A 26,204-nucleotide genomic window follows, 5' to 3' on the forward strand; every position below is an offset into this window, starting at 1 on the left:
TTCTCTCTCTTCCTGGAATGTGATCATGTCTGTGGCGTTACGTCGTTTTACGCCCGCTGTGTTGCAGCGCCTTCAGGTACCGGTTCAGGTACTGCTGTATGCTGGATTGTTTGTGGTGGCCGAGCGGCTGGTGGCCTGGCTGCATTTACCGCTGCCCGCCAATCTGGTGGGGATGGCGCTGCTACTGGCGCTGATTTTGTGTCGTATCGTCCCCCTGAACTGGGTACGCGCCGGTGCGCGCTGGCTGCTGGCGGAGATGCTGCTGTTTTTTGTGCCGGCGGTGGTTGCGGTGGTGAATTATGCCCAGTTACTGATGGTGGACGGCTGGCGAATTTTCATGGTGATCGCGCTCAGCACAGTGATGGTGCTCGGCTCTACCGCCTGGGTGGTGGACCGCATCTATCGCTATGAGCTGGTCAGGGAACGGCGCAGAGGTGACAGACGATGAGCGGTATTGTCCTGAGCCAGTTTTGCCTGCTGGCGACCCTGGCGCTGTATTTCGCCAACAAAAAGTTATACCGACGCTTCCACGCCCTGCCGCTAATGCCGCTGGTCCTGACGCCACTGTTGCTGGTGGCGATACTGGTATCCGGGCATATCTCTTACCAGAGCTACATGGGAGAAGCCCACTGGTTGCTCTGGCTGCTGGGGCCGGCGACCATCGCCTTCGCCGTACCGGTCTACGATAATCTGGCGGTGATTAAACGCCACTGGATGTCGTTGTCGGCAGGCGTGGTGACCGCGACGCTGGTGGCGGTCACCAGCTCCGTCTGGCTGGCGCGTCTGTTTACTCTGCCGGATGAAGTGCAGCGTAGTCTGGCGGTGCGCTCCATTACCACGCCGTTTGCTCTGGCGGCGGCGAAACCGCTGGGGGGCCAACCAGATCTGGTAGCTCTCTTTGTGGTAGTGACCGGGGTATTTGGTATGGCGGTGGGAGATATGCTATTTCTACGCCTGTCGATTCGCGCTGCGATGGCAAAGGGCGCCGGGTTTGGCGCCGCATCCCACGGTGCCGGCACTGCGCGCAGTTACGAGCTCGGTCAGCGGGAAGGCGTGGTCGCCAGCCTGGTGATGATGATGTCCGGGGCGCTAATGGTGGTTGTGGCGCCGCTGGTGGCGTGGGTGATGTTCTGAACGGTACCCTCCATGGAATTGCGAGGGGAATCTCCATCAGGGAGGATGGCACATTGTTTATTCTGCAGGATCTGTTTACTGGCTGGCGTGCAGGCACTTTTGGCCGGGTGAAGTTTTTTATCTATTTTCTGGTGCTGGCAGTCAACGTTTGGTTGGGCGTGCAGGTCATTTGGCTCACGTATTTCGTCAATAACTGGCTGCTTCAGTGGCTGTTCTGGCTAACAGTGGTGCTTAATTACTACTGCGGTCTGTTGCTGTACATCAAACGCTTGCGCCAACTGGTGGCGTACCCTGTGCCATGGGCATTGGGGTGCTGGATATTAACGATATTGTTTCAGCGTTTCCCCTGGAGTCACGAGCAGTACTGGCTACGCATGGGGATATCTCTGGTGAATTTAGTCATGCTGTGCCTGCTGTTGTTTTCGCCGGCGCGGCGTTTCACTGCGCCGGTGAAAACAGCGGCCTCTTCCTGAGGCCGATCGTCATATTAATGGGCGCGGCCCTGCTCAATACCGATCCCGGTCTGGGAGCGGATAAACTGGGCGCGGAACTGTTCGCGCTCCAGACTCCCCTCCGGGCTGTTATCGGTGATGGAGAAGAACCAGATACCGATAAACGCCACCAGGATAGAGAACAGCGCCGGGTATTCGTAGGGGAAGACCGGTGCGGCGTGGCCTAAGATCTGTACCCAAATCGTCGGGCCGAGGACCATCAGCACCACGGCGGTGAGCAGCCCCAGCCAGCCGCCGATCATCGCGCCGCGGGTGGTCAGTTTCGACCAGTACATCGACAGCAGAATGATCGGGAAGTTACAACTGGCGGCGATGGAGAACGCCAGTCCGACCATAAAGGCGATGTTCTGGTTTTCAAACAGGATCCCCAGCAGAATGGCGATCACCCCCAGCACCAGTACCGTAATTTTTGATACCCGCAGCTCGTCGCGTTCGGTGGCGCCTTTGCGGAACACATTAGCGTACAAGTCATGAGAGACCGCGGAAGCGCCGGCCAGCGTCAGCCCTGCGACAACCGCCAGGATGGTGGCGAAGGCCACGGCGGAGATAAAGCCGAGGAACAGGTTGCCGCCCACCGCGTCGGCCAGGTGTACCGCCGCCATGTTATTGCCGCCGATCAGCCCGCCCGCCGCGTCTTTAAACGCCGGGTTAGCCCCCACCAGCATGATGGCGCCGAAACCAATGATAAAGGTCAGGATGTAGAAATAACCCATAAAGCCGGTAGCGTAGAACACGCTCTTGCGCGCCTCTTTGGCATCGCTGACCGTAAAGAAGCGCATCAGAATGTGCGGCAGGCCGGCGGTGCCGAACATCAGCCCCAGGCCGAGCGACAGGGCGGAGATCGGGTCTTTAACCAGACCGCCGGGGCGCATGATCGCTTCGCCTTTCGGGTGGACCGCCATCGCTTCGCTGAACAGATTGCTGAAGTTAAAGCCGACATGCTTCATCACCATAAAGGCCATAAAGCTGGCGCCGAACAGCAGCAGTACCGCTTTGATGATCTGTACCCAGGTGGTGGCCAGCATGCCACCAAACAGTACGTACATCACCATCAGTACTCCGACCAGCACCACCGCGACGTGATAGTTAAGGCCGAACAGCAGTTCGATCAGCTTGCCGGCGCCCACCATCTGGGCGATGAGGTACAGCGCTACCACCACCAGAGAACCGCAGGCGGAGAGGGTGCGGATCGGGCTTTGCTTCAGGCGGTAGGACGCCACATCGGCGAAAGTATAACGCCCGAGGTTGCGCAGCCGCTCGGCTATCAGGAACAGAATGATCGGCCAGCCGACCAGAAAGCCCAGCGAGTAGATCAGGCCATCGTAGCCGGAGGTGTATACCAGCGCTGAAATGCCGAGGAACGATGCGGCGGACATATAGTCGCCGGCGATGGCCAGGCCATTCTGGAAGCCGGTAATATTGCCGCCGGCGGTATAGTAGTCGCTGCGTGAGCGGGTTCGTTTAGAGGCCCAGTAAGTGATGCCAAGGGTAAAACAGACGAAAACGACAAACATAATAATCGCCTGCCAGTTGGTCGGCTGGCGCTCGACCGGGCCGCTGAGGGCGTCGGCCGCCATCACGCCGGCGGGCAGGCTGAAAAGGGAAACGGCCAGCGCCGTGAGAAACGCTTTCATAATGCCTTTACCTCGCGCAGGACGGCGTTATTCAGCCGGTCGAATTCTTTATTGGCTCGCCAGACATAAATCCCTGTCATTACAAAAGAAATAATAATAATCCCCATCCCGATGGGAATACCGCGCGTAACGCTGGTATCTGGCCCAATGGGGGCGCCCAGCCAGCCAGGGGCAAAGGCGATAAGTAAAATAAAACTGATATAAATCACCAGAATAATCAGTGACAGGATGCCGGCAAACCGTTGCCTTTTTTCGACTAACTCCCTGAAATGCGCACTGTCTTCTATCCGTTGATAAATGGGTTCATTCATCACAGAGTCTCCAGAGGTAAAGTACAGGTTGTCGTTATGGAAAATCTCCCGGCGAGTAACGGCCGTATCCACCGCCTGAATCGAGGATATTCAGGCGGTTTCCACGCCGGGAGTTGAGGTTATGATGGCATGGCGATCGCTTGTTTTTCTTCCAGCAGTTTCTCCACCACGCCCGGATCGGCCAGGGTTGAGGTATCGCCGAAGTTGCTGGTATCCCCGGCGGCGATTTTGCGTAGAATGCGGCGCATTATCTTCCCGGAGCGGGTCTTGGGCAGCGAGTCGGTCCAGTGCAGAATATCCGGCGTCGCCAGCGGGCCAATCTCTTTACGCACCCAGTTACGTACTTCGGCGTACAGCTCCGGTGACGGCTCTTCGCCGTGGTTCAGGGTGACATAGGCATAGATGGCCTGGCCTTTAATGTTATGGGGGATACCCACCACGGCGGCTTCGGCGATCTTCGGGTGTGAGACCAGCGCGGATTCGATCTCCGCCGTTCCCAGACGGTGGCCGGAGACGTTCAGCACATCGTCGACGCGTCCGGTGATCCAGTAGTAGCCGTCCTCGTCGCGGCGGGCGCCGTCGCCGCTGAAGTACATGTTTTTGAAAGTAGAGAAGTAGGTTTGCTCGAAACGCTCGTGGTCGCCGAACAGGGTACGCGCCTGACCCGGCCAGGAGTCGGTGATCACCAGATTGCCCTCGGTGGCGCCTTCCAGCGGATGGCCTTCATTATCCACCAGCGCCGGCTGGACCCCGAAGAACGGACGGGTGGCGGAACCGGCTTTCAGTTCGGTGGCGCCAGGCATTGGGGTTATCATAAAACCGCCGGTTTCGGTCTGCCACCAGGTGTCCATCACCGGACATTTCTCTTTGCCAAACTTTTTCCAGAACCACTCCCAGGCTTCCGGGTTGATGGGTTCCCCCACCGAGCCGAGAATGCGCAGCGAATCAAGGGAGGTACCCTCGATGGCGATATCGCCTTCCGCCATCAGCGCGCGGATCGCCGTCGGCGCGGTATACAGAATATTAACTTTATGCTTGTCCACCACCTGGGCCATACGGTTGGGCTTCGGCCAGTTCGGTACGCCTTCAAACATCAGCGTGGTGGCACCGCAGGCCAGCGGCCCGTAAAGCAGGTAGCTGTGGCCGGTAACCCAACCCACGTCGGCGGTACACCAGTAGATATCACCGGGATGGTAGTCAAAGACGTATTTGAAGGTAGTGGCGGCGTAGACCAGGTAACCGCCGGTAGTGTGTAATACCCCTTTTGGTTTACCGGTTGAGCCGGAAGTATAAAGAATAAACAGCGGATCTTCGGCGTTAACTTCCACCGGCCGGTGATCGCTGCCGACTTTCTCGATTTCGTCATGCCACCACAGATCGCGTCCTTCATGCCATTCGGTGTTGCCGCCGGTACGGCGCAGAACCACCACATGCTCCACGCTGGTGACGCCGGGGTTTTTCATGGCGTCATCGACGTTTTTCTTCAGCGGGATGGTGCGTCCGGCGCGCAGGCCTTCGTCGGCGGTAATGATCAGGCGGGCGCTGGAGTCGATAACGCGCCCGGCGACGGCTTCCGGAGAGAATCCGCCGAAGATCACCGAATGAATTGCGCCGATACGCGCGCAGGCCAGCATAGCGACGGCGGCTTCCGGCACCATCGGCATATAGATAGCTACCACATCGCCTTTCTTAATGCCCAGTCCCACCAGCACGTTGGCGAAGCGGCAGACATCGTGGTGCAACTGTGTATAGGTTATAGTTTTGCTCTGGCTGGCGTCGTCGCCTTCCCAGATGATGGCCGGCTGGTCGCCGCGTTCATGCAGGTGGCGGTCGAGACAGTTAGCCGCGAGGTTAAGGGTGCCGTCTTCGTACCACTTAATCGAAATGTTGCCCGGGGAGAATGACGTGTTTTTTACCAGGGTATAAGGTTTGATCCAGTCGAGAATTTTGCCCTGTTCGCCCCAGAACGCGTCGGGGTCCTGAACTGACTGTTGGTAGCCGCTTTGATACTGCTGCGGATTTATCAGGCAATGTTGCGCAATGTTTGCGGGAATAGGATGCTTGTGTATTTGGCTCATGGCTTTTTTTCTCCTTAAGATTGTTAATAATATGTCAATTAAAGGTTAATTAAAGAGATAACAAAAGCTTTGTTTGTTATTTGAGCTGTAGATCACGCAATGTAAGTGTTGATTAATTCTTAATCGAACGATGCTTAATAAAGAAATAGTCACTCTGTTTGATTATTCGGTAAGGGGTGTGCAAATATCATTTCATAACAAATGGTTATATTTGAAGATTGGTAAAAAATAGCGATTATTTGGCTTTTGCAAGTGAATAGCCCTTTTCCCCGGGGGTTGCATAGCAGGCCATGCAAATGGTACTGATTACCCACGATAAAAAAATCCACACAACCATCCATCGTTTGTCATAACCCTTTCCGTTATTGACGTTCTCATACGGCAACAGCATGGGAATGGCGTGTTACTGAGGAAGTTCCTTGATGAAGAAAAATAAAATCAGCCTGGCCTGGCAGATCCTGCTGGCCCTGGTGCTGGGTATTCTATTGGGTAGCTTTTTGCACTATCAGTCTGACAGTCGGGAGTGGCTGATCAGTAATTTGCTCTCACCGGCGGGAGATATCTTTATTCATTTGATCAAGATGATCGTAGTACCGATAGTGATTTCCACGCTGATCGTCGGCATTGCCGGGGTGGGCGACGCAAAGCAACTGGGGCGCATTGGCGCCAAAACTATCATCTATTTTGAGGTGATCACCACCGTCGCCATTGTGCTCGGTATTACGGTCGCCAATGTGTTCCAGCCCGGTCACGGAATCGACATGTCGCAGCTGGCGACTGTGGATATTTCTAAGTACCAGAGCACGACCCAGGAAGTACAGAACCACGCCCACGGTCTGATGGGCACCATCCTCTCGCTGGTGCCGACCAACATTGTGGCGTCGATGGCGAAAGGGGATATGCTGCCGATTATCTTCTTCTCGGTACTGTTTGGACTCGGGCTGTCGTCCCTGCCCGCCGCTCATCGCGACCCGCTGGTCACTGTTTTCCGCTCAATCTCCGAAACGATGTTTAAAGTCACCCATATGGTGATGCGCTACGCGCCGGTTGGGGTATTCGCGCTGATTTCCGTCACGGTGGCGAACTTTGGTTTTGCCTCACTGTGGCCACTGTTGAAACTGGTGGTGCTGGTTTACCTGGCGATTCTGTTCTTCGCGCTGGTGGTACTGGGGGCGGTGGCGCGCCTGTGCGGGCTGCGGATCACCATTTTGATCCGTATCCTGAAAGACGAGCTGATTCTGGCCTATTCCACCGCCAGCTCCGAGAGCGTTTTGCCGCGAATCATTGAAAAGATGGAGGCTTACGGCGCGCCGGCGTCGATAACCAGCTTTGTGGTGCCGACCGGCTATTCATTCAATCTGGATGGCTCCACGCTGTACCAGAGTATCGCCGCTATCTTTATTGCCCAGTTGTACGGTATTGAGCTGTCGATTGGCCAGGAGATCATTCTGGTACTGACGCTGATGGTGACTTCGAAAGGCATTGCTGGTGTGCCGGGCGTGTCGTTTGTGGTGCTGCTGGCGACCCTGGGCAGCGTCGGGATCCCGCTGGAAGGACTGGCGTTTATTGCCGGGGTGGATCGGATTCTCGACATGGCGCGCACCGCGCTGAACGTGGTGGGTAATGCGCTGGCGGTACTGGTTATTGCCAAATGGGAGCATAAGTTCGATCGCAAAAAGGCCCGCGCTTACGAGCAGGAGATGCTGGGGAGCTTTGATAAGCAGGTCAACTCTTAACGGCTGAGACGTCAAAAAGGACCGCCTCCCGGGGGCGCGGTCCTTTTTTTGGTCTTTATCCCAGCGCGCTTTCGCGCAGCCGTGATTTCAACTTGTTGTACTCGTCAATCACATAGCGTTCGGCGGCCTGCTGGTCGGCAATCGGTTCAACCCGCACCGCGCAGTACTTATATTCCGGCGTTTTGGTGATGGGACTGAGATTTTCCGTCACCAGCTCATTGCAGGCGCCAATCCACCACTGATAGGTCATATACACGGCGCCCTGGTTGGGCCGCTCGCTGACCTGGGCGCGGGTGATAACTTTGCCTTTGCGGGAATGGATCCATACCAGCTCCTGATCCTGAATGCCGAGGCGTTCAGCGTCCGCGCTGTGCATCTGGGCATAGCCGGGCTCATCCGCCAGCGCGGAGAGCGCCGCGCAGTTGCCGGTCATCGAGCGACAGGAGTAGTGGCCGACCTCACGCACCGTGGAGAGCACCATCGGAAACTCTTCCGTCAGCTTGTCGACTGGCGCTACCCAGTCGCAGGTAAAGAACTGCCCCAGCCCGTTGGCGCGGTCGAATTTTTCCGCATACAGATAAGAGGTACCCCGATCGGCATCCGATTCGTCGCGGCACGGCCACTGGATATACCCCAGTTCGCCCATTTTTTCATAGGTGGCGCCAAAGAAGTTCGGGCACAGCGCGCGCAGCTCGTCCCAAATCTCTTTGGTGTTGGTGTAGTGCATCGGGTAACCCATACGGGTGGCGATTTCACTGATGATCTGCCAGTCGGTTTTCAGATCCCATTTCGGCTCCACCGCTTTAAAGAAGCGCTGGAAACCGCGATCCGCGGCGGTGAACACCCCTTCATGTTCGCCCCATGAGGTGGAGGGCAGGACGACGTCCGCCGCCGCTGCGGTTTTGGTCATAAAGATGTCCTGAACTATCACCAGTTCCAGATCTTCAAAACCCTGGCGCACCGCGGACAGCTCGGCATCGGTCTGCAAAGGGTCTTCGCCCATGATATACGCAGCGCGTACTTCACCGTGGGCGGCGCGGTGCGGCAGTTCGCTAATGCGATAACCGACCCGATCCGGTAGTGATTCCACCCCCCAGGCCGCGGCGAACTTTGCCCGGTTCTGCGGGTTCGTGATGAACTGATAGCCTGGATAAGTATCCGGCAGGGCACCCATATCGCAGGCGCCCTGGACGTTGTTCTGGCCGCGCACCGGGTTGATGCCGGTATTCGGTTTACCCAGGTTGCCGGTGAGCAGCGCCAGGCTGGTCAGTGAGCGTACGGTTTCCACGCCCTGGTAGAACTGTGTTACTCCCATACCCCACAGGATGGTGGCGGTTCTGGCGCTGGCATACATCCGCGCCGCAGCGCGAATCTGCGCCGCGCTGATACCGGTGATTTCCTCAACCGATTCCGGGGTATAGCCGGCGACGATTTTACGGTATTCCTCAAAACCTTCAGTACGCCCGGAGACAAAGGCCCGGTCATAGAGGTTTTCGGCAACGATCACATGGCCAATGGCGTTCAGCAGCGCAATGTTGGAACCATTACGCAGTTGTAAATGGATATCGGCGATGCGCGCCGTTTCAATGACCCGCGGATCGCAAACGATGATTTTCGCCCCCTTCTGTTTAGCCTTAATCACGCGATTGGCCACAATGGGGTGTGAATCCGCCGGGTTATACCCGAAGATCAGAATTAAATCGGTATCTTCTATCTCGACGATAGAGTTACTCATGGCGCCATTACCGACCGACTGGTGCAGACCTGCAACCGAAGGGCCGTGTCAGACGCGCGCGCAGCAATCGACGTTATTGGTGCCAATAACGGCGCGCGCGAATTTCTGCATGATGTAGTTGGTCTCATTGCCGGTACCGCGCGAAGAGCCGGTGGTCATAATGGCATCGGGACCATATTTTTCTTTTACCGCGCTCAGGCGGGCGGCGACGTAGTCCAGCGCTTCGTCCCAGGAGACGGCTTCCAGCTTGCCGCCGCGCTGGCGGCGAATCATCGGGGTTTTCAGGCGCGGGGTCAGGATCTGGGTATCGTTAATAAAATCCCAGCCGTAATAGCCCTTCAGACATAAGTTTCCCTGATTGGTTTTCCCCATTGCGCCTTCCGCCCGGACGATTTTCCCGTTATCAACCACCAGGTTAATCTTGCATCCCGAGGCGCAGTATGGGCAAACAGTGACGACCTTTTTCATCCACATTGCTCCATTAATGCTGTGTTGCTGTAGCGGCGCGCCAGGCGCCATATTGTTGTCATTTATGCCATATCAAAAGCAGGGTTACTGACGATGATACGCAGAAAAAATGGCCGAAACCCTGATGAAAAACAGGTCACCGGTAAAATCGCCGCGACGGTGGCTGGCGGTGAATGTGACAGAGGTTGAATTTTCGAGATTCATTGTTGGCGATTTTGCCGCACGATCAGCACCATCACAGGCTGGTCACTCCATCCTCCCCGGAGAAATTATGATAAAACCTGCCATTATGGTGGTGGATGACGACCCGGCGATTTGTGATGTTTTACGCGATGTTCTCAATGAGCATGTCTTTGACGTGCGTATTTGTCATCGCGGCAATGACGCGCTGGCGCTGGTGGCTCATCGTCCTGAAATCGCGCTGGTCCTGCTGGATTTAATGCTCCCCGACATCAATGGATTGCAGGTGTTGCAGCAAATTCAGGCGCTGCGGCCGGAACTGCCTGTGGTCATGCTCACCGGTATGGGCAGCGAGTCGGATGTGGTGACAGGGCTGGAGATGGGCGCTGACGACTATATCGTCAAGCCGTTTCATACCCGGGTGGTGGCGGCGCGGGTCAAAGCGGTGCTGCGGCGTAGCGGCGTGATGGCGGGAGAACTGCCGGTGAAAACCCGCGCCGGGATGACTTTCAATGGCTGGACGCTGGATACCGAACGTTGCCTGCTGCTGAATTCGCGGCGCGAGTCCGTTGAACTGAGCCAGAGCGAATACAGCCTGTTGCTGGTACTGGCCAGTAATGCCCGCAAGGTGCTGAGCCGTGAACAACTGCTGGCGCTGACCCATAGTGAATCACGGGAAATATTCGATCGCACTGTCGATGTTTTGATTATGCGGTTGCGGCGAAAAATTGAGACCAACCCGCAGCACCCGGGATTGATCCGTACCATTCGCGGCGCGGGATACGTGTTTTCTGCGGATGTAGCGCCGATAGAAGATACCGCAATATAATGCCGGGGTCGCAGAGGTTGTTGTAAATACTTTGTGCGTTTTTAATTATTAAACTGAAATAACTTTTTTGATATGGAATGCCGGTAACTTTATGAAAAACCAAGAGAAGTTAATTTTATGTTACAGCGTGGGTTCTTAATAAATATATTATATATTGCCATGGTATTTACTCTGTTCAGTAAGTAATGGCGCTGGTCGTTAGCTTTCGCTAACGCTGATTTATATTCAGAATAATATTATATAAGCGATGTCATAATGCGGTTGAATAATTATAATGCGACACCGTCGCGATATTATCCCTTCATTGATGGACTACGGGCTTTAGCGGTTATTTCAGTTATTATCTACCACTTACACGCTTCGTGGCTGCCCGGCGGTTTTGTCGGGGTGGATGTCTTTTTTGTGATATCCGGTTTTGTGGTCAGTGCGTCAATCACCCATTTCCGGGGCAGCGGCTTCTGGCATTTTCTGGCGTTTTTTTATGCGCGCCGCATCCGACGTATCTTTCCGGCACTGATTGTCTGCCTGCTGGTAACCGCCGTAGTTTCGGCGTTATTCATTCCCGACTCCTGGCTCAGCGATGTTAACCAGCAGACCGGGTTATTCGCTTTTTTTGGACTCAGCAACTTTATTCTGGCGGCGAACGGCCGGGATTATTTTGCGCCAACCACGGAATTTAATCCTTTCACCCACACCTGGTCGCTTGGCGTGGAAGAGCAGTTCTACCTGATTTTCCCCGCGCTGTTTTTTGCCTGGCTGTGCGGACAGCGCGGCAGAGGCATTTCGGTCGCTCTGTTTGCGATTGGGCTACTGACTTCCGCGGTGTTTTCGGCATGGCAGTCGCAGGTACAGCCCACCAACGCCTATTTTCTGAGTCCGGGACGTTTCTGGGAACTGGCGAGCGGCGTATTGCTGTACCAGATAATCACCTGGTCGCGCCCGCAGGGGGAGGGGGGCGGAAGCGGGTTTGCGAACACGATTGGCGTCGCGGCGTTTATCGGCTTATTGATCTCTTTTGTTGTTTCCACACCGCACCAGTTCCCGATGCCGGGCGCGCTACTGGCTGCCGTTTCAACACTGGGTATTATTTATAGCCTGTACCGACAGCCGGGGCTGCCGTGGCTGCACGCGTTATTGGGCAACCGCTATATTCTGTTTTTCGGCAAAACCTCCTATTCGCTGTATTTGTGGCACTGGCCGACATTTGTGCTATTCCGCTGGACCTGCGGCCTGGAATCTCCGCTAACAATGCTGTGTGCGCTGGCGGTGACCCTGGTACTGGCAACGCTGTCTTATTACCTGATTGAAACGCCAATGCGCCAGTCCGGGCTGGTTAAAAAGGCCGCCAATGCGCTGGTGATTAGCGCAGGATTGTGCGTGATAGCCATCGCTTGCTGGGGCGCCAGCGTGCTGAATGCGCATTCGAACAGGCTGTCCCTGAGCCAGGTTAGCGCCGATGCCGATCTCTGGTACCCCGATCGTGGGCCGGCGACACCCGATTTTCCCGGTTGTCGCGCCGATCCTCAGACCCTTGACGTGGAAGGGACCAGCGTGATGGTGATTAAACCGGAAGGCTGCCTGCAGGAGAGCGCTTCCCGCTACAACGTGCTGCACGTGATCGGCGACTCCCACACTCTTGCCTATATGACGCTGTATAAGCAACTGGCCATTCGAAACAATCTGCAGGTGGATGTTTATCGTAACGGCGGTTGCCCGTTTGTCAGTTTCCAGACCGAGCGCGATCTGGATGATGCCCACTGCCGGCAGAATATCGCGTCATCTTTACGCGCTCTGCGCCAGCGTATCAGGCCTGGCGATGTCCTGCTGCTGGCCTCTTTACGCCTGCCGCGGTTTGGCGATCAATGGGTCTATTTCGGCGCGGCAGCACACCAGCAAAGTTTCTTTAGCGATCGGGCGCAGGCTAACCGACAGCGCTCAGTAGAGTGGGCAATAGATGTGCTACGGGAATTCAGCGCCAAAGGGGCTCAGGTGGTTTTTGAAGCGCCGAAACCTATCTTTCAGGTGCCGCCCTATCGCTGTGCCGACTGGTTTAACCGCGATAATCCGATTTGCGCGCCGGGTATGACCATGGATCGCGCGTTATTACAGAAATACCGGGCGCCGGTGCTGGACAGCTACGCACAGGTAGTTCAGGCGGTTCCATCGGTGAGCGTCTGGGATCCTTTCCCGGTATTGTGCCCGGGTGAGGTCTGCAGCGTCTGGAAAGACGGCCACGCGCTGTTTTTCGACGGCGACCACCTGAGCGCCTGGGGTAGCATGACGCTGTTGGCGGATTTTTCCGCCCGCGTACTGCCGAGACTGCGCAAGCCCGCCCGGGAAGGCAGTATGCATATTCCTGAACAGGGCTACGCCTTTAATCAGCAGGGAGTACCCGATTTTCTGGACAGCCTCTCCGGGTTATCCCACGTCGAATCATGGGGACGCTGGAGCGATGGTCGTCTGGCGCCGGTGGTGCGCCTGGCGTTTCACCAGCCGCTGCCGCAGGATTTTACCCTTGAAGTGACCGCTCAGGGGTATGGTCCCAATATCAACCAGCCGGTGAGCGTTGTTGTTGGCAACGAACGTCACCAAATGCGCGTTGCCGGGCAGCCAACAACGACGAAACTGTATTTCGCCAATCCAGGCGGCGCCAGGGTGATTGAAATCACGCCGCCTTATCCGCAAAGTCCACAGGCCTCCGGAGAGTCCGGGGATGGCAGGCTGTTAGGTATCGGGCTGGTGGCGATTAAAATTACCGCCGCCGCATCGCATTAACCGGAGTACCGCCAGCCGCAGGCGGAATGACGCGTCGGCGGGAGGCTCCCGGGTCGTCATAATTGTTGAACGCGATCACATTCAGCGTCTGTCAACATTTGTGTAACATTCATCCGCCGGGTAGTGTCAGGTTTTTACAGCGGAGAGTGGCTATGTGGCGGTCGGTGTATCAGTTTCTTGTCAGTGTCCGGGGCCGGCTATTATGTTTCAGCATGCTGGCGATAGTGTTGCTGCTGGCGGTCGGCGCCAGCGCGGTATTTAGCCTCCGGCAGGCCGGAGCGCAGGCGGCGCAGATTCAACCGACGGTGGCGCTTACGCTGCTGGCGCTGGTCGCGCTGGCGGCGGCGGGCGGGTATCTTTACCGTAATATCGGCACCAATCTGGCGGCGATTTCCCGGGCGATGAGCCAACTGGCGCGCGGTGAATCCGGTGTCAGCGTACCTTCCCTGCTACGCCGGGATGAACTGGGCGAACTGGCGCGGGCCTACGATATTTTCGCCCGCAATATGACATCGCTGGAGGATGCGTCGCGGCTGTTGAAGGAAAAAACCAGCCAGCTGGAAGCGACTTTTCACGCCATGCGCGACGGGCTGGCGCTGTTTGATAATTACGGCAATCTGGTGGTGTGGAACCCCCAGTACCCGGTGATGCTCGGGCTGAACGGCAACATGCTGCAGCGCGGCCAGCACTATTTGACCCTGCTCAGCCAGGTCGCATCATTGTCAGGGCCGCTACTGGATAACCTGCAGCAGCCCCATCCCCGCACTCAGGAGATCAAACTGGCGGATAACCGCACCATTGAACTGCGCTTCAGTCCGGTGCCGGAGCGCGGTATGGTCAACGTGGTGTTGGATCGAACTGAACACAAAGGGCTGGAAGAAGCGCTGCTGCATAGTCAGAAAATGAAGGCGGTTGGGCAACTGACTGGTGGACTGGCCCACGATTTTAATAATCTGCTGACGGTGATTATCGGTAGCCTGGAGCTGGCGGCCCCGGATTCGCCGGACGCGCCACGCGTCACTCGCGCCCTGAAAGCGGCGGAGCGCGGCGCACAGCTTACCCAGCGTCTGCTGGCCTTTTCCCGTAAGCAGTCTCTGCATCCGCGCCCGGTAGCGCTGAAATATCTGCTGGAAAACCTCCAGGAGCTGATGCGCCACTCACTACCCGCCAGCCTGACGCTGGAAATTGAAGCCCAGTATCCCGCCTGGCCGGCGTGGATTGACGTCAACCAACTGGAAAACGCCATCATTAACCTGGTAATGAATGCCCGGGACGCCATGGAAGGGCGCAGTGGCGTTATCCGGATTCGTACCTGGAATCAGCGGGTAATGCGCAGCGACGGGCGCCGCCAGGATATGGTGGCGCTGGAGGTAATTGATAGCGGCTGCGGTATGTCTCCGGAGGTACGTTCCCAGGTGTTTGAACCGTTTTTTACGACCCGGGTTCACAGCGGCGGTAGCGGGCTGGGACTGTCGATGGTGTACGGTTTTGTCCATCAGTCCGGCGGCAGGGTGGAAATTGAAAGCACCCCCGGAGCAGGGACCACCGTGCGCCTGCAACTTCCCCGGGCGGCGGTGGAGGTGGATACTGCGCCGCCCCAACAAACGCCTCCTGAGCCAGACAGCGACGATCGGTTGGTACTGGTGCTCGAGGATGAGCCGGACGTGCGCCAGACCCTGTGTGAACAGCTTCATCAACTGGGCTACCTGACCCTGGAAGCGGAAAACGGCGAACAGGCGGTTGCGTTGCTGGAGGCGGTGGAAGATATTCGTATTTTTATCAGCGATTTAATGTTGCCTGGCCATCTGAGCGGGGCGGATGTGCTCAACCACGCCCGCGCCCATCATCCCCATTTGACGCTGCTGCTGATTAGCGGCCAGGACTTGCGTCCGGCTCATCACCCATTACTGCCGGATGTGGAACTGCTGCGTAAGCCGTTCACCAGCCAGCATCTGGCGCTGGCGTTGCGCCGGGCCGGCAGCTAACCGGCGGATTTGGGAATTCTCCGCTACTGATCGCTGCGGTGGCTGATTAGCGTAAAGCCGGTCATCAGATGGAGGCAGGTGTTATGAAATATTCTCTGGGGATTCTGGCGCTCGGGCTATCGCTGGCTGGCGGTCAGGCCGCGCGGGCTGACGTTATTGATGAGGCGGTCAGTAATATTCAGCAGGCGCTGGAAGAGGCCTGGCCGACGGGCAAGGCCGATACCGATAGCGAACGGCGTTCGTCTGCCGTCGGCGCTGACGGCGGCAACCGCCAGTACGACAACCAGCGCCGGCAGCTTGAGGCGCGCCAGCAGCAGATCGACGATCGCCAGCGTCAGCTCGATCGGGAGCAACGTCAACTGGATGATGAATACCGGCGCCTGGAGGACGAGTACGATCGTTAGGTAACAGGAGAGGTCTTCACCCGACGATTGGTGATTTCTTTATCGTGGTCCAGCAGACGTGATAATACGCCGATCGCTCCAGGCGGCGGATCATAAAAATAGTGGTGCAATATCACCTGATGGGTGCCGGACCAGAGACGGAAAACCGCGGCGGGTTGTACCGCCGCATCGGCGGGAATTAACGGAATACGGTGACCGCATCCACCAGACGGGTCGCCTGGTATTTGACCGTGGCGGAGGCCTGCGCGCCCTGCTGTACCAGCGTGGCGTTCTGGCGGGTGATATGGTCCAGCTCATCGACGGCGCGGGTCAGATCGCTTAACCCCTGGGCCTGATGGCTGGTGGCGACGCTGATTCGGGCGATCAATTCACTGACGTTTTTCACTTTGTCGACAATGTCGCGCATGGTATGGCCGGCAGTCTGCACATGTACCGATCCCGACTCCACTTTCCCGGCGCTGGCCTCAATCAAACGGCGGATATCGCTGGCCGCGGTGGCGCTGCGCTGGGCCAGGCTGCGCACTTCGCCGGCGACTACCGCAAAGCCTTTCCCCTGCTCGCCGGCGCGCGCGGCTTCAACCGCGGCGTTGAGCGCCAGAATATTGGTCTGGAAGGCGATACTGTCGATTAAACTGGTGATAGAGCCTATTTCCCGGGTGCTTTCGGCGATCTGCGCCATAGTGGTGATGACGGTTTCCATCGCCTCGCCGCCGTCAGATGCCGCATCACGAGCCGCAAGAGATAGTTCATCGGCTGCGGTGGCGGTTTCTGTGTTATTGCGTACCGTGGTGGAGAGTTGATTCATGGTGGCCAGAGTTTGCTGAACGTTGACCGCGGTCTGGCGGGTACGTTCGTTGAGATCTTCATTGCCTTTGGCCAGTGAGTCGCTCCCTTCGCGGACATCAAAGACCTGACTGCTGACATCGTTGACCAGCCAGCGGAACATTAGCCCCAACTGGCTGATAGCGCGCAGGGTGGTGCCCACTTCATCGGCGCGCTGCATATGCTCCACGCTGTGGCTGGCGCCGGTGGCCACCCGCAGCGCCTGCTGGCAGACCTTTTCAACCGGCCGGGCTATCTGGCTTTCCAGCCACCAGGCGATCAGTAGGATCAGGAACGTATGGATGCCCGGCAACGTCAGAGCAAGCGCCAGCGGTAATTTCAGGGGCCATAGCGCGAGTGCAAAAAGCGGAATAGAGCATATCAGCGGCGTTCTGACTCGCCAGCGCAGGGGCAGAGTTTTTAGCCATGACAGCCAGGACAGCGGGCCGCGACGTACCAGCAGGCCGCTGTGAAAGCGGCGTCCGGGCATTTTCCCTTCGTTCATTGCCCGATAGCGCTGGCTGGCCTGCTCTATCTCTTCGCGGGTCGCCTTGGTGCGTATCGACATGAAGCCGATAGTCTGATTGTTACGCACGATAGGCACCGCGTTGGCGCGTACCCAGTAATAATCGCCATTTTTACGGCGGTTTTTGACCAGACCGGTCCACGGATGGCCTTTTTTCAGCGTTGCCCACATATCGGCAAAGACCTGTTTGGGCATATCCGGGTGCCGGACGACATTATGGGGATGACCGAGTAATTCGTCACTGCTGAATCCGCTGACTTCAATAAAACTGTCATTGGCATACGTAATATAACTTTGTAGGTCCGTGGTAGACATTAATGTGGCATTGTCTTCCAGAATATATTCAGTATTGGTAGTGTAAGGCGTATGTCGCATGATAGTTTCCTGCGCAGCGTTAGCGGATTACGACGGTTCTGTTATTTTCGGCATATTCAGGGCGCGCTTTATATCTGGCGGGAAATATTTTTAATAAAAATTAAACAATCAATATATTATATACAAAAGAATATATATTTTCATTCGACGGCGGAAACGTATACCCGATAATTAACCAGATGAGCAGGAGGAAACGGGGAAGGCGGGTTGTTTATATTGGCCCCGACACTGATGGCCGGGGCGCCAGAATCAGTTTTTCTTCACGAATTCAGATTTCAGCTTCATGGGACCAAAACCATCGATTTTACAGTCGATGTTATGATCGCCTTCCACCAGGCGGATATTCTTCACTTTGGTACCGATTTTCAGCATTGAAGAACTGCCTTTTACCTTCAGGTCTTTAACCACAGTAACGCTGTCACCGTCTGCCAGCAGGTTGCCGTTGGCGTCTTTAACTACCAGCGCATCACTCTCTTCCGCCGGCTGCTGGTCATTCCACTCGTGGGCACATTCAGGGCAGATATACATGCCGTTATCTTCATAGGTATATTCAGAATTGCACTGCGGGCAATGAGGGAGTTGCATTGTATCGTCCTCGGTATCGGGTTACAGGCTGAAAAAAAGAGATTTCAGCGCAAAAATGGGGCAAGTTGCCCAAAAAGTGGCGTGATTATACATGAATCCCCGCATTCAGTGGGGAGAATTTTGCCACGCGGCATATTTACTCGCCATCGGCCTGGCGCGATGAATGACGTGAGATATGTCATTCATCATGTTCATGCCTCAGCGAACGGCGCGTTTTTCAGCCTTGCCGACCGGCAGGTAACCGACCGGATTGGCCGCACTGTGACCATACCTGACCGGGTGGATAGGGTTGTAGTGTTGCAGCATCAGATCCTGAACCAACGGGTACCGATGAATGCCAGCGATAAAATTGTCGGCATTCTGGCTATGCCAGTTATGCCGCCAGTATGAGGCAGCAGGTGGATATGATGGTTCATACTATTCCGGCGTTGATGAATGTCACCGCCCAATATGTCGCCGCGGTTTTCCACCTGGCGGGGCAGCGCTGGGGACCTTCCTGGGGCCGGACAGTACGCGCGATTCTGCGGGAAGGCGGTTTTGGGCCGGTGATTACCGCTGAATAATGCTGGTCAGCGTCCGGCAGGGCTGTTTTCATATCACCAGACGGGTTTTGTGAACTGAATGTGCCGGGTTAGTAAAGGAGGCTTGCCCGGACATGATATTTTAGTCCGGCAAAATACTGGCCTGGCTTATGTCAGCATTGTTATTTTTTCTCCGTCAGCGTAAAAATAAGCAGGGTTTATAAAGTTAGCTGGAGATAAGGATGAACTCTGAGAAATATGGGCTGTTGACTTACTATCCCGTTCAGTTTGTTGCGTATTCCGCTGTCATATCGGTGTTTGGTTATATTTTTTATCTGAATAAACCATCACAAATGATAATTTCATTCTCTATTCTTGCTATCGTTGCTGTACTTTTCGTGATTATATTTTCTCCGGTTGATTATTTGCGAAAGATAAAACCAGCAGGGAAGCTACCGCCCGTTATTCTGCAAAGATATCAGCAAGATAATCCGTTCTGCAAACTGACTGATTTTACATTTTTTGCATCATTGTGCGTGCTGATTCTTTTTTGCGCTGCATTCTGTGTGTATCGACTGGGCTATAGTAGTGATTGGATATGGTTTTGTGCTTTTCTTTTTCTGATGACGCACTCAATCACAGTCTATTTTAAAGTCAGTGACCTGAGCTTTATGCAGGGTGAAAAAGGTAAAACCATCAAGATTTTTATCGTCTTTTTTGTGACTGCCCTGTGGAGCTTCTTCAACTATTATTTAGATAATGTAGCTCGGGGGTTTGTGACGGAGACGCTTGATATTCCGGCATACTCTATAGCAGCAAAAGTCACTTCTGATGGCAGCGCCTGGGTGATAAAAATCGCTTTCTTGCTGATGATTGCTTATGCATTTAGCTCCGCGTTTCTGTTATTTCCTGATCGCTGGGAATATGGCGAAGAGGGAGGAGTAAATTACTCGGTGAACAATGGGTTTATCTCTCTTTCTCTGTTGAGCATCAGTTCTGCGTTATTATTTATCGTCGTTTTTAAGAGCAGTCTTGACGGAATATATCAGAGTGTATTCGAGAAAACGGTCAGGATGGAGACGAGAGATACCATTTTTTGTAACGGTGAATACCAGACTGTCCGGGAGGGTGAAGGCGTTACCGTTCGGGTACTGGAAGTTGCTAAAAACGAGTATCGTATGATTTCTTTTTACCCGAACGCCATGCCGGTATACCGACTTGAATGCACCGACCAGGCACCCTGGTATCGCTACACACCGGTGCAAACGACAAAAAGCCTGCTTGAGGATCAAAAAAGAGAAGCCGAGGTCGGTGATTTGTTGACGACGCTTATTCAGCGGGGCAGGTCGAGCAGCGAACGCTGCGAGAAATGAAGGAATATGCTGGTGCGCAGACATTGAACAGCGCGCTTGCCGCGCTGGCCCCGAAGGGGTGAGCCGCTTGCGGCGAATAATCGAACGTAGTTCGATGGAGAGTCCGGGAGTACCAAAAGCAAAAACCCAGCCAAAGGCTGGGTTTTCTGAATAAGTGGTGCCCGGACTCGGAATCGAACCAAGGACACGGGGATTTTCAATCCCCTGCTCTACCGACTGAGCTATCCGGGCAACGGGGCGCATTAAACCTGATTCGGTACAGCGCGTCAATGGCAAAATCACAAAAGGGCGGTTAATTGATTAACATTACAGCACATCCGGTCTTTTCCTGCCTGGCGGATCGCTAAACGTAGCCGGTACCAGGCGCCATGTATTACGGTATCGCATGGCTTAGCGTCAGGTCAGCGCTCCGGCGGTGCGACATTTAGCAAAGCGCAAAATATCTTCCGCCAGCCGATAAGCGGTATCAATGTCGGCCTGGCTGCGTTTTACCAGCAAACGACTCAGGCAGCCTTCCAGCACCAGCTCCATCTGCTTCGCCACCATGGCGGGATCGTCCACTTCCAATTGGGTCAGCAGTTCGTGACTAAACTCCCAGGCGGCCTGTTTCTGCTGCTCCGCCAACTGGTGAATCGGGTGATCGGCATCCGGGTAAAACGTACAGGCGGCGATAAACAGGCATCCCGGATAGCGTTGTTTATTCACGCATTCTGTTAGTGCCGGGTAGCGGGCCAGCAGCTTTTGCTCCGGCGTCATCTCTTCGTTGTACATCAACTGCCGACGCCAGATATCAACCTGCTGACTCAGGTAGCGCAGGGCATCATAAATCAGCGCTTCGCTGTCGGGCCAAAAACGCTGGATCTCTCCCGGCGCACAGTTGGCGGTTGTGGCGACCATTTCCAGCGTCGTACTGGCTATACCTTCCTGCTCAAGTACCTGCAGGGCGTGGTCCAGAACCTCTTCGCGTTGCACTGTTTCCTCCTCCGTTGTCCCAACGGTTTTCTCAAAGTGTTACTTACGGCCGCTGATTGCGCAAATGATTCGCAAAGTCGGCGGCGTTCATAAAACCGGTGACTCGTTGCTGCGGATGTTCGACGCCGCTGGCGTCAAAGAACAAAATCGTCGGCAGCCCGAGCACATTCAAATGGCGCAACAGCGCCACATCCTGCGGGCGATTGGCCGTGACATCCGCCTGCAGAAGTACCGTATCTTTCAGTGCTTCCTGAACCCGGGTATCGGTAAAGGTATATTTGTCGAACTCTTTACAGGCCACACACCAGTCGGCGTAGAAGTCGAGCATCACCGGTTTGCCCTGCGCGCGCGCCAGGGCGCTGTTAAGCTCTTCTACGCTGCTCACCCGGGTAAAACTGAGGTGCGGCTTTTCTGTTACCGCACTGCTGCCGAAAGCCCAGTCCTGTAGAGGACGAGCGCAAACCAACGCGGCGCCCAGCAGCACAATCTGAACCAGACGCATCCAGCGTTTTTCTGCTTTCAGGCTGGTAATAAATGCCCAGCCGAAGAAGGCCACGCCCAGCAACCCCCACAGACGCAGGCCCCAGATATCGCCGAGCACTCGCTCCAGCAGGAAAACCGGCAGCGCCAGAATGACGAAGCCAAAAGCGGTCTTCACGCTTTCCATCCATGGCCCGCTTTTGGGCAGCAAACGGTTCCCAAAAACGGTAATCAGGATCAGCGGCAGACCCATGCCAAGCGCATACAGATACAGCGTGCCGCCCCCCAGCCACATATTACCGCTCTGGGCGATATACAGCAGAATGGCGCTCAGCGGCGCGGTGGTGCACGGAGAGCAGATCAGCCCGGCCAGCGCCCCCATGGCGAATACACCGCCGGGCGACCCCCCTTGCTGACGATTACTCATCAGCGTCAGGCGAGTCTGGAGCGAAGAGGGCAACTGCAGAGTGAACAGGCCGAACATCGACAGACCCAGCAATACAAACAGCGCCGACAGACCGATCAGTACCCAGGGGTGCTGTAACGCAGCCTGGAACTGCAGCCCAGCCGCCGCGACCACCAGTCCCAGCGCCGTGTAAGTCAACGCCATCCCCTGGACATAGATAAACGCCAGCACCAGCGCCCGGGCAGTAGACAGGCGCTGCTTACCGCCGAGGACGATACCTGAAATCAGCGGGTACATTGGCAATACACAGGGGGTAAATGCAATGCCGATACCAATTAACAGCGCCCACAGGGCGGAGAAGGGAAGTTGAGCGGGAGGCGCCTCTGAAACCGGGATCGGTTGTGTCGGCGTCGGCGCGGCGGCGGGTTGCTCAGCGGTGTCCGCGATGGGCGAAACCGCGCTCAACGGCACCATTTTGGTTTCCGGCGGATAACAAAATCCGGCTTCGGCGCATCCCTGGTAGGTTACGCGCAGCGTCGCCCCTTGTTCGGCGCTGTGCAACTGCACCGGCACTGTTAACTGCCCGGTGTAGATTTCGCTTTTGCCGTAGAATTCGTCTTCGTGCCATGTACCTGCCGGCAGCGTTAGCGGCGCGAAAGCCGCCTGAACTGGCTCAACGCTGATTTGCTGGCGGTACAGATAATAACCGGGTTTGATTTGCCAGCTCAGCGCAAGCTGGCGGTCCTGCTGCCTGAAATCAAAGGCAAATGCCTGATCGACGGGAACAAACTGGTTTTTCCCCTGATTGCTGAACAGGCCAGCGGAAACGGATGTGCTGAGGAATAGCAGAATCAGCGTAAGGAAGCGTAGAGCCATGACAAATATTCGCTATCTCCGTAGGTAACGGGCAGAACCAACAGTTCCGGGGTCTGATAAGGGTGGTGCGATTTCAGACAGGCGACGAGCGCCTCCTGGTGCGCCTGATCGGTCTTTAACAGCAGTTGTACCTCATACTCCTGCTCAAGTTTACCTTCCCAGTAATACAGCGATGTTGCACCAGGGATGATAGTGGCACAGGCGGCGAGTCTTTCGGCCAGCGCCAGGGAAGCAAGCTCTTGCGCAGAGGCTTCATCCGGAGCGGTGCACAGCAGGACTACGGCGTCAGGGGTGGACATGGCACACCTCATATCAGAACCAGTGAAGGTGCGACTATACCATGAGTGGGGAAAAGCAGAGCAAGAAACGGGCTGCGGGGCAGCCCGTTTTTACATCTTACAGAACCATCCCGCCGACAACGAAGCCGAGGATGACGCAGAGTGCGATGGCCACAACCCCCGGGATCAGGAAGGCGTGGTTAAAGACATACTTACCGATACGGGTCGAGCCGGTATCGTCCATTTCTACCGCCGCCAGCAGCGTCGGGTACGTCGGCAGAACGAACAGTGCGGACACCGCCGCGAATGAGGCGATAGCGGTGAGCGGAGTCACACCCAGCATCAGCGCGGCAGGCATCAGCGCCTTAGTGGTCGCCGCCTGAGAGTAGAGCAGTGTGGCGGCAAAGAACAGTACCACCGCCAGCAGCCACGGGTAGCTTTGCAGCAGTTCGCCGGCTACTTCCTGAATGTCGCTGATATGGTTTTTCACGAAGGTGTCACCCAGCCATGCCACACCCAGTACGCAGATACAGGCGCTCATACCGGATTTAAAGGTACTGGCGTTAAGGATTTCGCCCGTGTCGACTTTACAAGTGATGCAGATAAGCGTCGCGACAGTCAACATGAAGACCACGATAGCTTCGTTACGCGGCAGCACCGGGTTTTCGATCAGGCCAACGGTGTCGCTGATTGCGGTAGCATAGAACATAACGGCGACAATACCGATCAGGAACAACAGGACGGAGCGTTTAGCGCCCGGTTTCAACTGGAACACCTGCTCGCCGCGCAGCTTAACTTCACCTTTGGCAAGACGTTCCTGATAAACCGGATCGTCTTTCAGTTCGCCGCCGAGGAAGTTACACAGTACCGCAGTCAGCATGACGGCGACCAGAGTCACCGGGATACAGATGCCCAGTAGCGTCAGGTAGCTTACGCCCAGCGGTTCCAGAATACCGGCGAAGAAGACCACCGCGGCGGAAATCGGCGAGGCGGTAATGGCAATCTGCGAAGCGACAACGGCGATCGAGAGCGGCCGGGAAGGGCGAATACCCTGTTCTTTGGCCACCTCGGTAATCACCGGCATCGTTGAGAATGCCGTGTGACCGGTACCTGCCAGGATCGTCATAAACCAGGTGACCAGAGGCGCCAGGAAGGTGATGTATTTGGGATGCCGGCGCAGCAATCTTTCCGCCAGGCTAACCAGGTAATCCATCCCGCCGGCAACTTGCATAGCGGCGATAGCGGCGATAACCGCCATGATGATTTCAATGACGTCAAAGGGAATGGCGCCGGGGTTGATTTGAAATAATAACGTTAATACCAGTACCCCGAAACCACCCGCAAAACCGATGCCGATGCCTCCGAGTCTGGCGCCAAGATAGATCGCCAATAGGACGATAATAAGTTCAGCTCCAAACATAGGTGCCTTCCTTGTTAGTTAGCCAGTTGAAAATTAAATGTTGTGTATATGTGCTAATGGAACAAAAAAAAGGCACGTCGCGCGTGACGTGCCTTTAATTATCAAGGTGAACAATTATTGTTCGTTTTCATCGGTATAACGCTTCGCTTTATAGGCCGGATGCATCAGATTATCGACAGAGAATATGTCATCCAGCTCCGCTTCGGTTAACAGGCCGCGCTCAAGTACGACCTCCCTCACACTTTTACCGGTTTCGGCACAAATTTTACCCACAATATCGCCGTTATGGTGACCAATAAACGGGTTCAGGTAAGTGACGATGCCGATAGAATTATAGACATAACTTTCGCAGACTTCTTTATTTGCGGTAATACCGGAAACACATTTTTCCAGCAGGTTATAGCAGGCGTTAGTCAGAATATGGATGGATTCAAAAATCGCCTGACCAATAACCGGCTCCATCACGTTCAACTGTAATTGCCCGGCCTCGGAAGCCATAGTGACCGTGGTGTCGTTACCGATGACTTTAAAGCATACCTGATTAACGACCTCCGGTACTACCGGATTGACTTTAGCCGGCATGATAGAAGAGCCTGCCTGCAGTTCCGGCAGGTTGATTTCATTCAGACCGGCGCGCGGACCGGAAGAGAGCAGACGCAGGTCATTACAGATTTTCGACAGTTTCACCGCCAGACGTTTCAGGGAACTGTGCACCATAACGTAGGCGCCGCAGTCGGAGGTAGCCTCAATCAGGTCTTCTGCCGGTACGCAGGGCAGGTTACTGACTTCCGCCAGTTTCTGTACCGCCAGTTGTTGGTAGCCGTCCGGGGTATTCAGGCGGGTACCGATAGCCGTCGCGCCGAGGTTAACTTCCAGCAGCAATTCGCCGGTACGCAGCAGGTTTCTGGTCTCTTCGTTTAACAGTACGTTGAATGCATGGAATTCCTGGCCAAGGGTCATTGGCACCGCATCCTGTAGCTGGGTGCGACCCATTTTCAGGATGGTCTCGAATTCTTTGGCTTTGCCCTGAAAGCCTTCTCCCAGTTGGTTGATGGCATCCACCAGTTTAACGATTGAGTTGTAAACCGCGATACGGAACCCGGTTGGGTAGGCATCGTTGGTGGACTGGCATTTGTTCACGTGGTCGTTAGGGTTGAGGTACTGGTATTCACCTTTCTGGTGGCCCATTAGCTCAAGACCAATGTTGGCGAGAACTTCGTTGGTGTTCATATTGACTGAGGTGCCGGCTCCGCCCTGGTAGACATCGACCGGGAACTGGTCCATGCACTTACCGTTATTCAGTACTTCATCACAGGCGGCAATAATGGCATCCGCAATACTGCGTGGGATGGTCTGTAGCTCTTTGTTTGCCATGGCGGCGGCTTTTTTGACCATCACCATGCCACGAACAAATTCCGGTATGTCACTGATTTTATTGTTACTGATGTAGAAGTTTTCAATCGCTCTCAGAGTATGGACGCCGTAGTAGGCATCCGCCGGCACTTCCCGTGTACCCAACAAATCTTCTTCGATACGAATGTTATTTAACATGTGAACCTTCTTCTTCAAGCTGCCAATGGGGAAACCAGGTCTCTCACAGGATATGTGGTTGTGTGATGGTCAGGCCGACGATTATGTCCATAATCGGCCCGATGAGTATGATGATATGCTGATGATACAAAAAAGCAGTAATCTGGATCACTTATTATTGTCTTTGTCTTATGACTATTTCTAATATGTGAAATAGCTCACTGCTTAACAATCTATACAAAAAAGAGTACTGGACAGC

20 protein-coding genes, 1 tRNA gene and 2 pseudogenes are annotated in these 26,204 nt (G+C 55.3%); 11 read left to right on the top strand and 12 right to left on the bottom strand.

Annotated features, from left to right (window positions below; translation table 11 throughout):
- Positions 1-25: 25 nt before the first annotated feature.
- The 3 genes from AQ981_RS14430 to AQ981_RS14440 are packed head-to-tail and all read left to right on the top strand — an operon-like array spanning position 26 to position 1,607.
- Positions 26-448, top strand: a complete 423-nt coding sequence (locus AQ981_RS14430) for a CidA/LrgA family protein (protein WP_058912450.1) — start codon at positions 26-28, stop codon at positions 446-448.
- Positions 445-1,134 (top strand): LrgB family protein, encoded by a 690-nt coding sequence (locus AQ981_RS14435; protein ID WP_058912451.1) that lies wholly within the window; start codon positions 445-447, stop codon positions 1,132-1,134. The genes AQ981_RS14430 and AQ981_RS14435 overlap by 4 nt, the downstream gene beginning before the upstream one ends.
- Before the next feature lie 53 nt (positions 1,135-1,187).
- Positions 1,188-1,607, top strand: a complete 420-nt coding sequence (locus AQ981_RS14440; RefSeq protein WP_058912452.1) for a hypothetical protein — start codon at positions 1,188-1,190, stop codon at positions 1,605-1,607.
- A 14-nt stretch (positions 1,608-1,621) separates the two neighbouring features.
- Here AQ981_RS14440 and actP read toward each other — a convergent pair whose 3' ends face one another.
- The 3 genes from actP to acs all read right to left on the bottom strand — a co-directional run bounded on the left by actP (position 1,622) and on the right by acs (position 5,669).
- On the bottom strand, positions 1,622-3,280 hold the full coding sequence (gene actP / locus AQ981_RS14445; RefSeq protein WP_058912453.1) for a cation/acetate symporter ActP: 1,659 nt from the start codon (positions 3,278-3,280) through the stop codon (positions 1,622-1,624).
- Positions 3,277-3,591 (bottom strand): DUF485 domain-containing protein, encoded by a 315-nt coding sequence (locus tag AQ981_RS14450; protein WP_058912454.1) that lies wholly within the window; start codon positions 3,589-3,591, stop codon positions 3,277-3,279. Before AQ981_RS14450 ends, actP begins: the two co-directional genes overlap by 4 nt.
- 119 nt (positions 3,592-3,710) lie before the next feature.
- The gene (gene acs, locus AQ981_RS14455; RefSeq protein ID WP_058912455.1) at positions 3,711-5,669 is read right to left on the bottom strand and encodes an acetate--CoA ligase; all 1,959 of its coding nucleotides are present in this window, start codon (positions 5,667-5,669) and stop codon (positions 3,711-3,713) included.
- 422 nt (positions 5,670-6,091) lie between these two features.
- Here acs and gltP point away from each other — a divergent pair, with 422 nt between their 5' ends.
- Positions 6,092-7,405 (top strand): glutamate/aspartate:proton symporter GltP, encoded by a 1,314-nt coding sequence (gltP, locus tag AQ981_RS14460; protein WP_058912456.1) that lies wholly within the window; start codon positions 6,092-6,094, stop codon positions 7,403-7,405.
- A 55-nt stretch (positions 7,406-7,460) separates the two neighbouring features.
- Here the strand turns inward: gltP and fdhF are convergent, their stop codons facing one another.
- Positions 7,461-9,608 carry a formate dehydrogenase subunit alpha gene (fdhF, locus tag AQ981_RS14465; RefSeq protein ID WP_082683201.1) on the bottom strand — a complete coding sequence of 716 codons (2,148 nt, stop codon included), beginning with the start codon at positions 9,606-9,608 and terminating at the stop codon, positions 7,461-7,463.
- A gap of 274 nt (positions 9,609-9,882) precedes the next feature.
- Here fdhF and AQ981_RS14475 point away from each other — a divergent pair, with 274 nt between their 5' ends.
- The 4 genes and pseudogenes from AQ981_RS14475 to yjdP all read left to right on the top strand — a co-directional run bounded on the left by AQ981_RS14475 (position 9,883) and on the right by yjdP (position 15,781).
- Positions 9,883-10,617, top strand: a complete 735-nt coding sequence (locus AQ981_RS14475; RefSeq protein ID WP_058912627.1) for a response regulator transcription factor — start codon at positions 9,883-9,885, stop codon at positions 10,615-10,617.
- 255 nt (positions 10,618-10,872) lie between these two features.
- The gene (locus tag AQ981_RS14480; RefSeq protein WP_058912459.1) at positions 10,873-13,392 is read left to right on the top strand and encodes an acyltransferase family protein; all 2,520 of its coding nucleotides are present in this window, start codon (positions 10,873-10,875) and stop codon (positions 13,390-13,392) included.
- 317 nt (positions 13,393-13,709) lie between these two features.
- Positions 13,710-15,377, top strand: a pseudogene (locus AQ981_RS14485) (ATP-binding protein); the annotation flags it as partial.
- An 83-nt stretch (positions 15,378-15,460) separates the two neighbouring features.
- A complete protein-coding gene (gene yjdP / locus AQ981_RS14490) occupies positions 15,461-15,781 on the top strand; it encodes a DDRRRQL repeat protein YjdP (RefSeq protein ID WP_058912460.1) in 321 nt (106 codons plus the stop codon).
- Between the two features lie 178 nt (positions 15,782-15,959).
- Here the strand turns inward: yjdP and AQ981_RS14495 are convergent, their stop codons facing one another.
- Positions 15,960-17,504: a methyl-accepting chemotaxis protein gene (locus tag AQ981_RS14495; protein ID WP_058912461.1), complete on the bottom strand. Its 1,545-nt coding sequence runs from the start codon at positions 17,502-17,504 to the stop codon at positions 15,960-15,962.
- 249 nt (positions 17,505-17,753) lie between these two features.
- A complete protein-coding gene (locus AQ981_RS14500; RefSeq protein ID WP_058912462.1) occupies positions 17,754-18,089 on the bottom strand; it encodes a zinc ribbon domain-containing protein YjdM in 336 nt (111 codons plus the stop codon).
- A gap of 159 nt (positions 18,090-18,248) precedes the next feature.
- Here AQ981_RS14500 and AQ981_RS14505 point away from each other — a divergent pair.
- From AQ981_RS14505 to AQ981_RS14510, 3 genes and pseudogenes are all read left to right on the top strand, one after another.
- A pseudogene (locus AQ981_RS14505) lies at positions 18,249-18,455 on the top strand (hypothetical protein); the annotation flags it as partial.
- Between the two features lie 38 nt (positions 18,456-18,493).
- A complete protein-coding gene (locus AQ981_RS27665; protein ID WP_154675941.1) occupies positions 18,494-18,652 on the top strand; it encodes a hypothetical protein in 159 nt (52 codons plus the stop codon).
- Between the two features lie 200 nt (positions 18,653-18,852).
- Positions 18,853-19,983: a hypothetical protein gene (locus AQ981_RS14510; RefSeq protein ID WP_058912464.1), complete on the top strand. Its 1,131-nt coding sequence runs from the start codon at positions 18,853-18,855 to the stop codon at positions 19,981-19,983.
- A gap of 155 nt (positions 19,984-20,138) precedes the next feature.
- Here AQ981_RS14510 and AQ981_RS14515 read toward each other — a convergent pair.
- From AQ981_RS14515 to aspA, 6 genes are all read right to left on the bottom strand, one after another.
- Positions 20,139-20,214 (bottom strand) — tRNA-Phe (locus tag AQ981_RS14515).
- 165 nt (positions 20,215-20,379) lie between these two features.
- On the bottom strand, positions 20,380-20,955 hold the full coding sequence (locus AQ981_RS14520; RefSeq protein ID WP_058912465.1) for a transcriptional regulator: 576 nt from the start codon (positions 20,953-20,955) through the stop codon (positions 20,380-20,382).
- A 43-nt stretch (positions 20,956-20,998) separates the two neighbouring features.
- Positions 20,999-22,717, bottom strand: coding sequence for a protein-disulfide reductase DsbD (locus AQ981_RS14525; RefSeq protein WP_058912466.1), 1,719 nt, complete (start codon positions 22,715-22,717; stop codon positions 20,999-21,001).
- Positions 22,693-23,016: a divalent cation tolerance protein CutA gene (gene cutA / locus AQ981_RS14530; RefSeq protein ID WP_058912467.1), complete on the bottom strand. Its 324-nt coding sequence runs from the start codon at positions 23,014-23,016 to the stop codon at positions 22,693-22,695. Before cutA ends, AQ981_RS14525 begins: the two co-directional genes overlap by 25 nt.
- Before the next feature lie 97 nt (positions 23,017-23,113).
- The gene (locus tag AQ981_RS14535; RefSeq protein ID WP_058912468.1) at positions 23,114-24,415 is read right to left on the bottom strand and encodes an anaerobic C4-dicarboxylate transporter; all 1,302 of its coding nucleotides are present in this window, start codon (positions 24,413-24,415) and stop codon (positions 23,114-23,116) included.
- 114 nt (positions 24,416-24,529) lie between these two features.
- Complete coding sequence (aspA, locus tag AQ981_RS14540) at positions 24,530-25,966, bottom strand: aspartate ammonia-lyase (RefSeq protein WP_058912469.1); 1,437 nt, start codon at positions 25,964-25,966, stop codon at positions 24,530-24,532.
- Positions 25,967-26,204: the final 238 nt, after the last annotated feature.

The sequence above is a fragment of the Entomohabitans teleogrylli genome (assembly GCF_001484765.1).
Lineage (GTDB): Bacteria > Pseudomonadota > Gammaproteobacteria > Enterobacterales > Enterobacteriaceae > Entomohabitans > Entomohabitans teleogrylli.

Excerpts from the sequence above, each read along its gene's own strand:
- AQ981_RS14430 (WP_058912450.1), top strand. The coding sequence starts at position 26 with ATGTCTGTGGCGTTACGTCGTTTTACGCCCGCTGTGTTGCAGCGCCTT.
- AQ981_RS14435 (WP_058912451.1), top strand. The coding sequence starts at position 445 with ATGAGCGGTATTGTCCTGAGCCAGTTTTGCCTGCTGGCGACCCTGGCG.
- actP (WP_058912453.1), bottom strand. The coding sequence starts at position 3,280 with ATGAAAGCGTTTCTCACGGCGCTGGCCGTTTCCCTTTTCAGCCTGCCC.
- AQ981_RS14450 (WP_058912454.1), bottom strand. The coding sequence starts at position 3,591 with ATGAATGAACCCATTTATCAACGGATAGAAGACAGTGCGCATTTCAGG.
- acs (WP_058912455.1), bottom strand. The coding sequence starts at position 5,669 with ATGAGCCAAATACACAAGCATCCTATTCCCGCAAACATTGCGCAACAT.
- gltP (WP_058912456.1), top strand. The coding sequence starts at position 6,092 with ATGAAGAAAAATAAAATCAGCCTGGCCTGGCAGATCCTGCTGGCCCTG.
- AQ981_RS14480 (WP_058912459.1), top strand. The coding sequence starts at position 10,873 with ATGCGGTTGAATAATTATAATGCGACACCGTCGCGATATTATCCCTTC.
- yjdP (WP_058912460.1), top strand. The coding sequence starts at position 15,461 with ATGAAATATTCTCTGGGGATTCTGGCGCTCGGGCTATCGCTGGCTGGC.
- AQ981_RS14495 (WP_058912461.1), bottom strand. The coding sequence starts at position 17,504 with ATGCGACATACGCCTTACACTACCAATACTGAATATATTCTGGAAGAC.
- AQ981_RS14500 (WP_058912462.1), bottom strand. The coding sequence starts at position 18,089 with ATGCAACTCCCTCATTGCCCGCAGTGCAATTCTGAATATACCTATGAA.
- AQ981_RS27665 (WP_154675941.1), top strand. The coding sequence starts at position 18,494 with ATGATGGTTCATACTATTCCGGCGTTGATGAATGTCACCGCCCAATAT.
- AQ981_RS14510 (WP_058912464.1), top strand. The coding sequence starts at position 18,853 with ATGAACTCTGAGAAATATGGGCTGTTGACTTACTATCCCGTTCAGTTT.
- AQ981_RS14525 (WP_058912466.1), bottom strand. The coding sequence starts at position 22,717 with ATGGCTCTACGCTTCCTTACGCTGATTCTGCTATTCCTCAGCACATCC.
- cutA (WP_058912467.1), bottom strand. The coding sequence starts at position 23,016 with ATGTCCACCCCTGACGCCGTAGTCCTGCTGTGCACCGCTCCGGATGAA.
- AQ981_RS14535 (WP_058912468.1), bottom strand. The coding sequence starts at position 24,415 with ATGTTTGGAGCTGAACTTATTATCGTCCTATTGGCGATCTATCTTGGC.
- aspA (WP_058912469.1), bottom strand. The coding sequence starts at position 25,966 with ATGTTAAATAACATTCGTATCGAAGAAGATTTGTTGGGTACACGGGAA.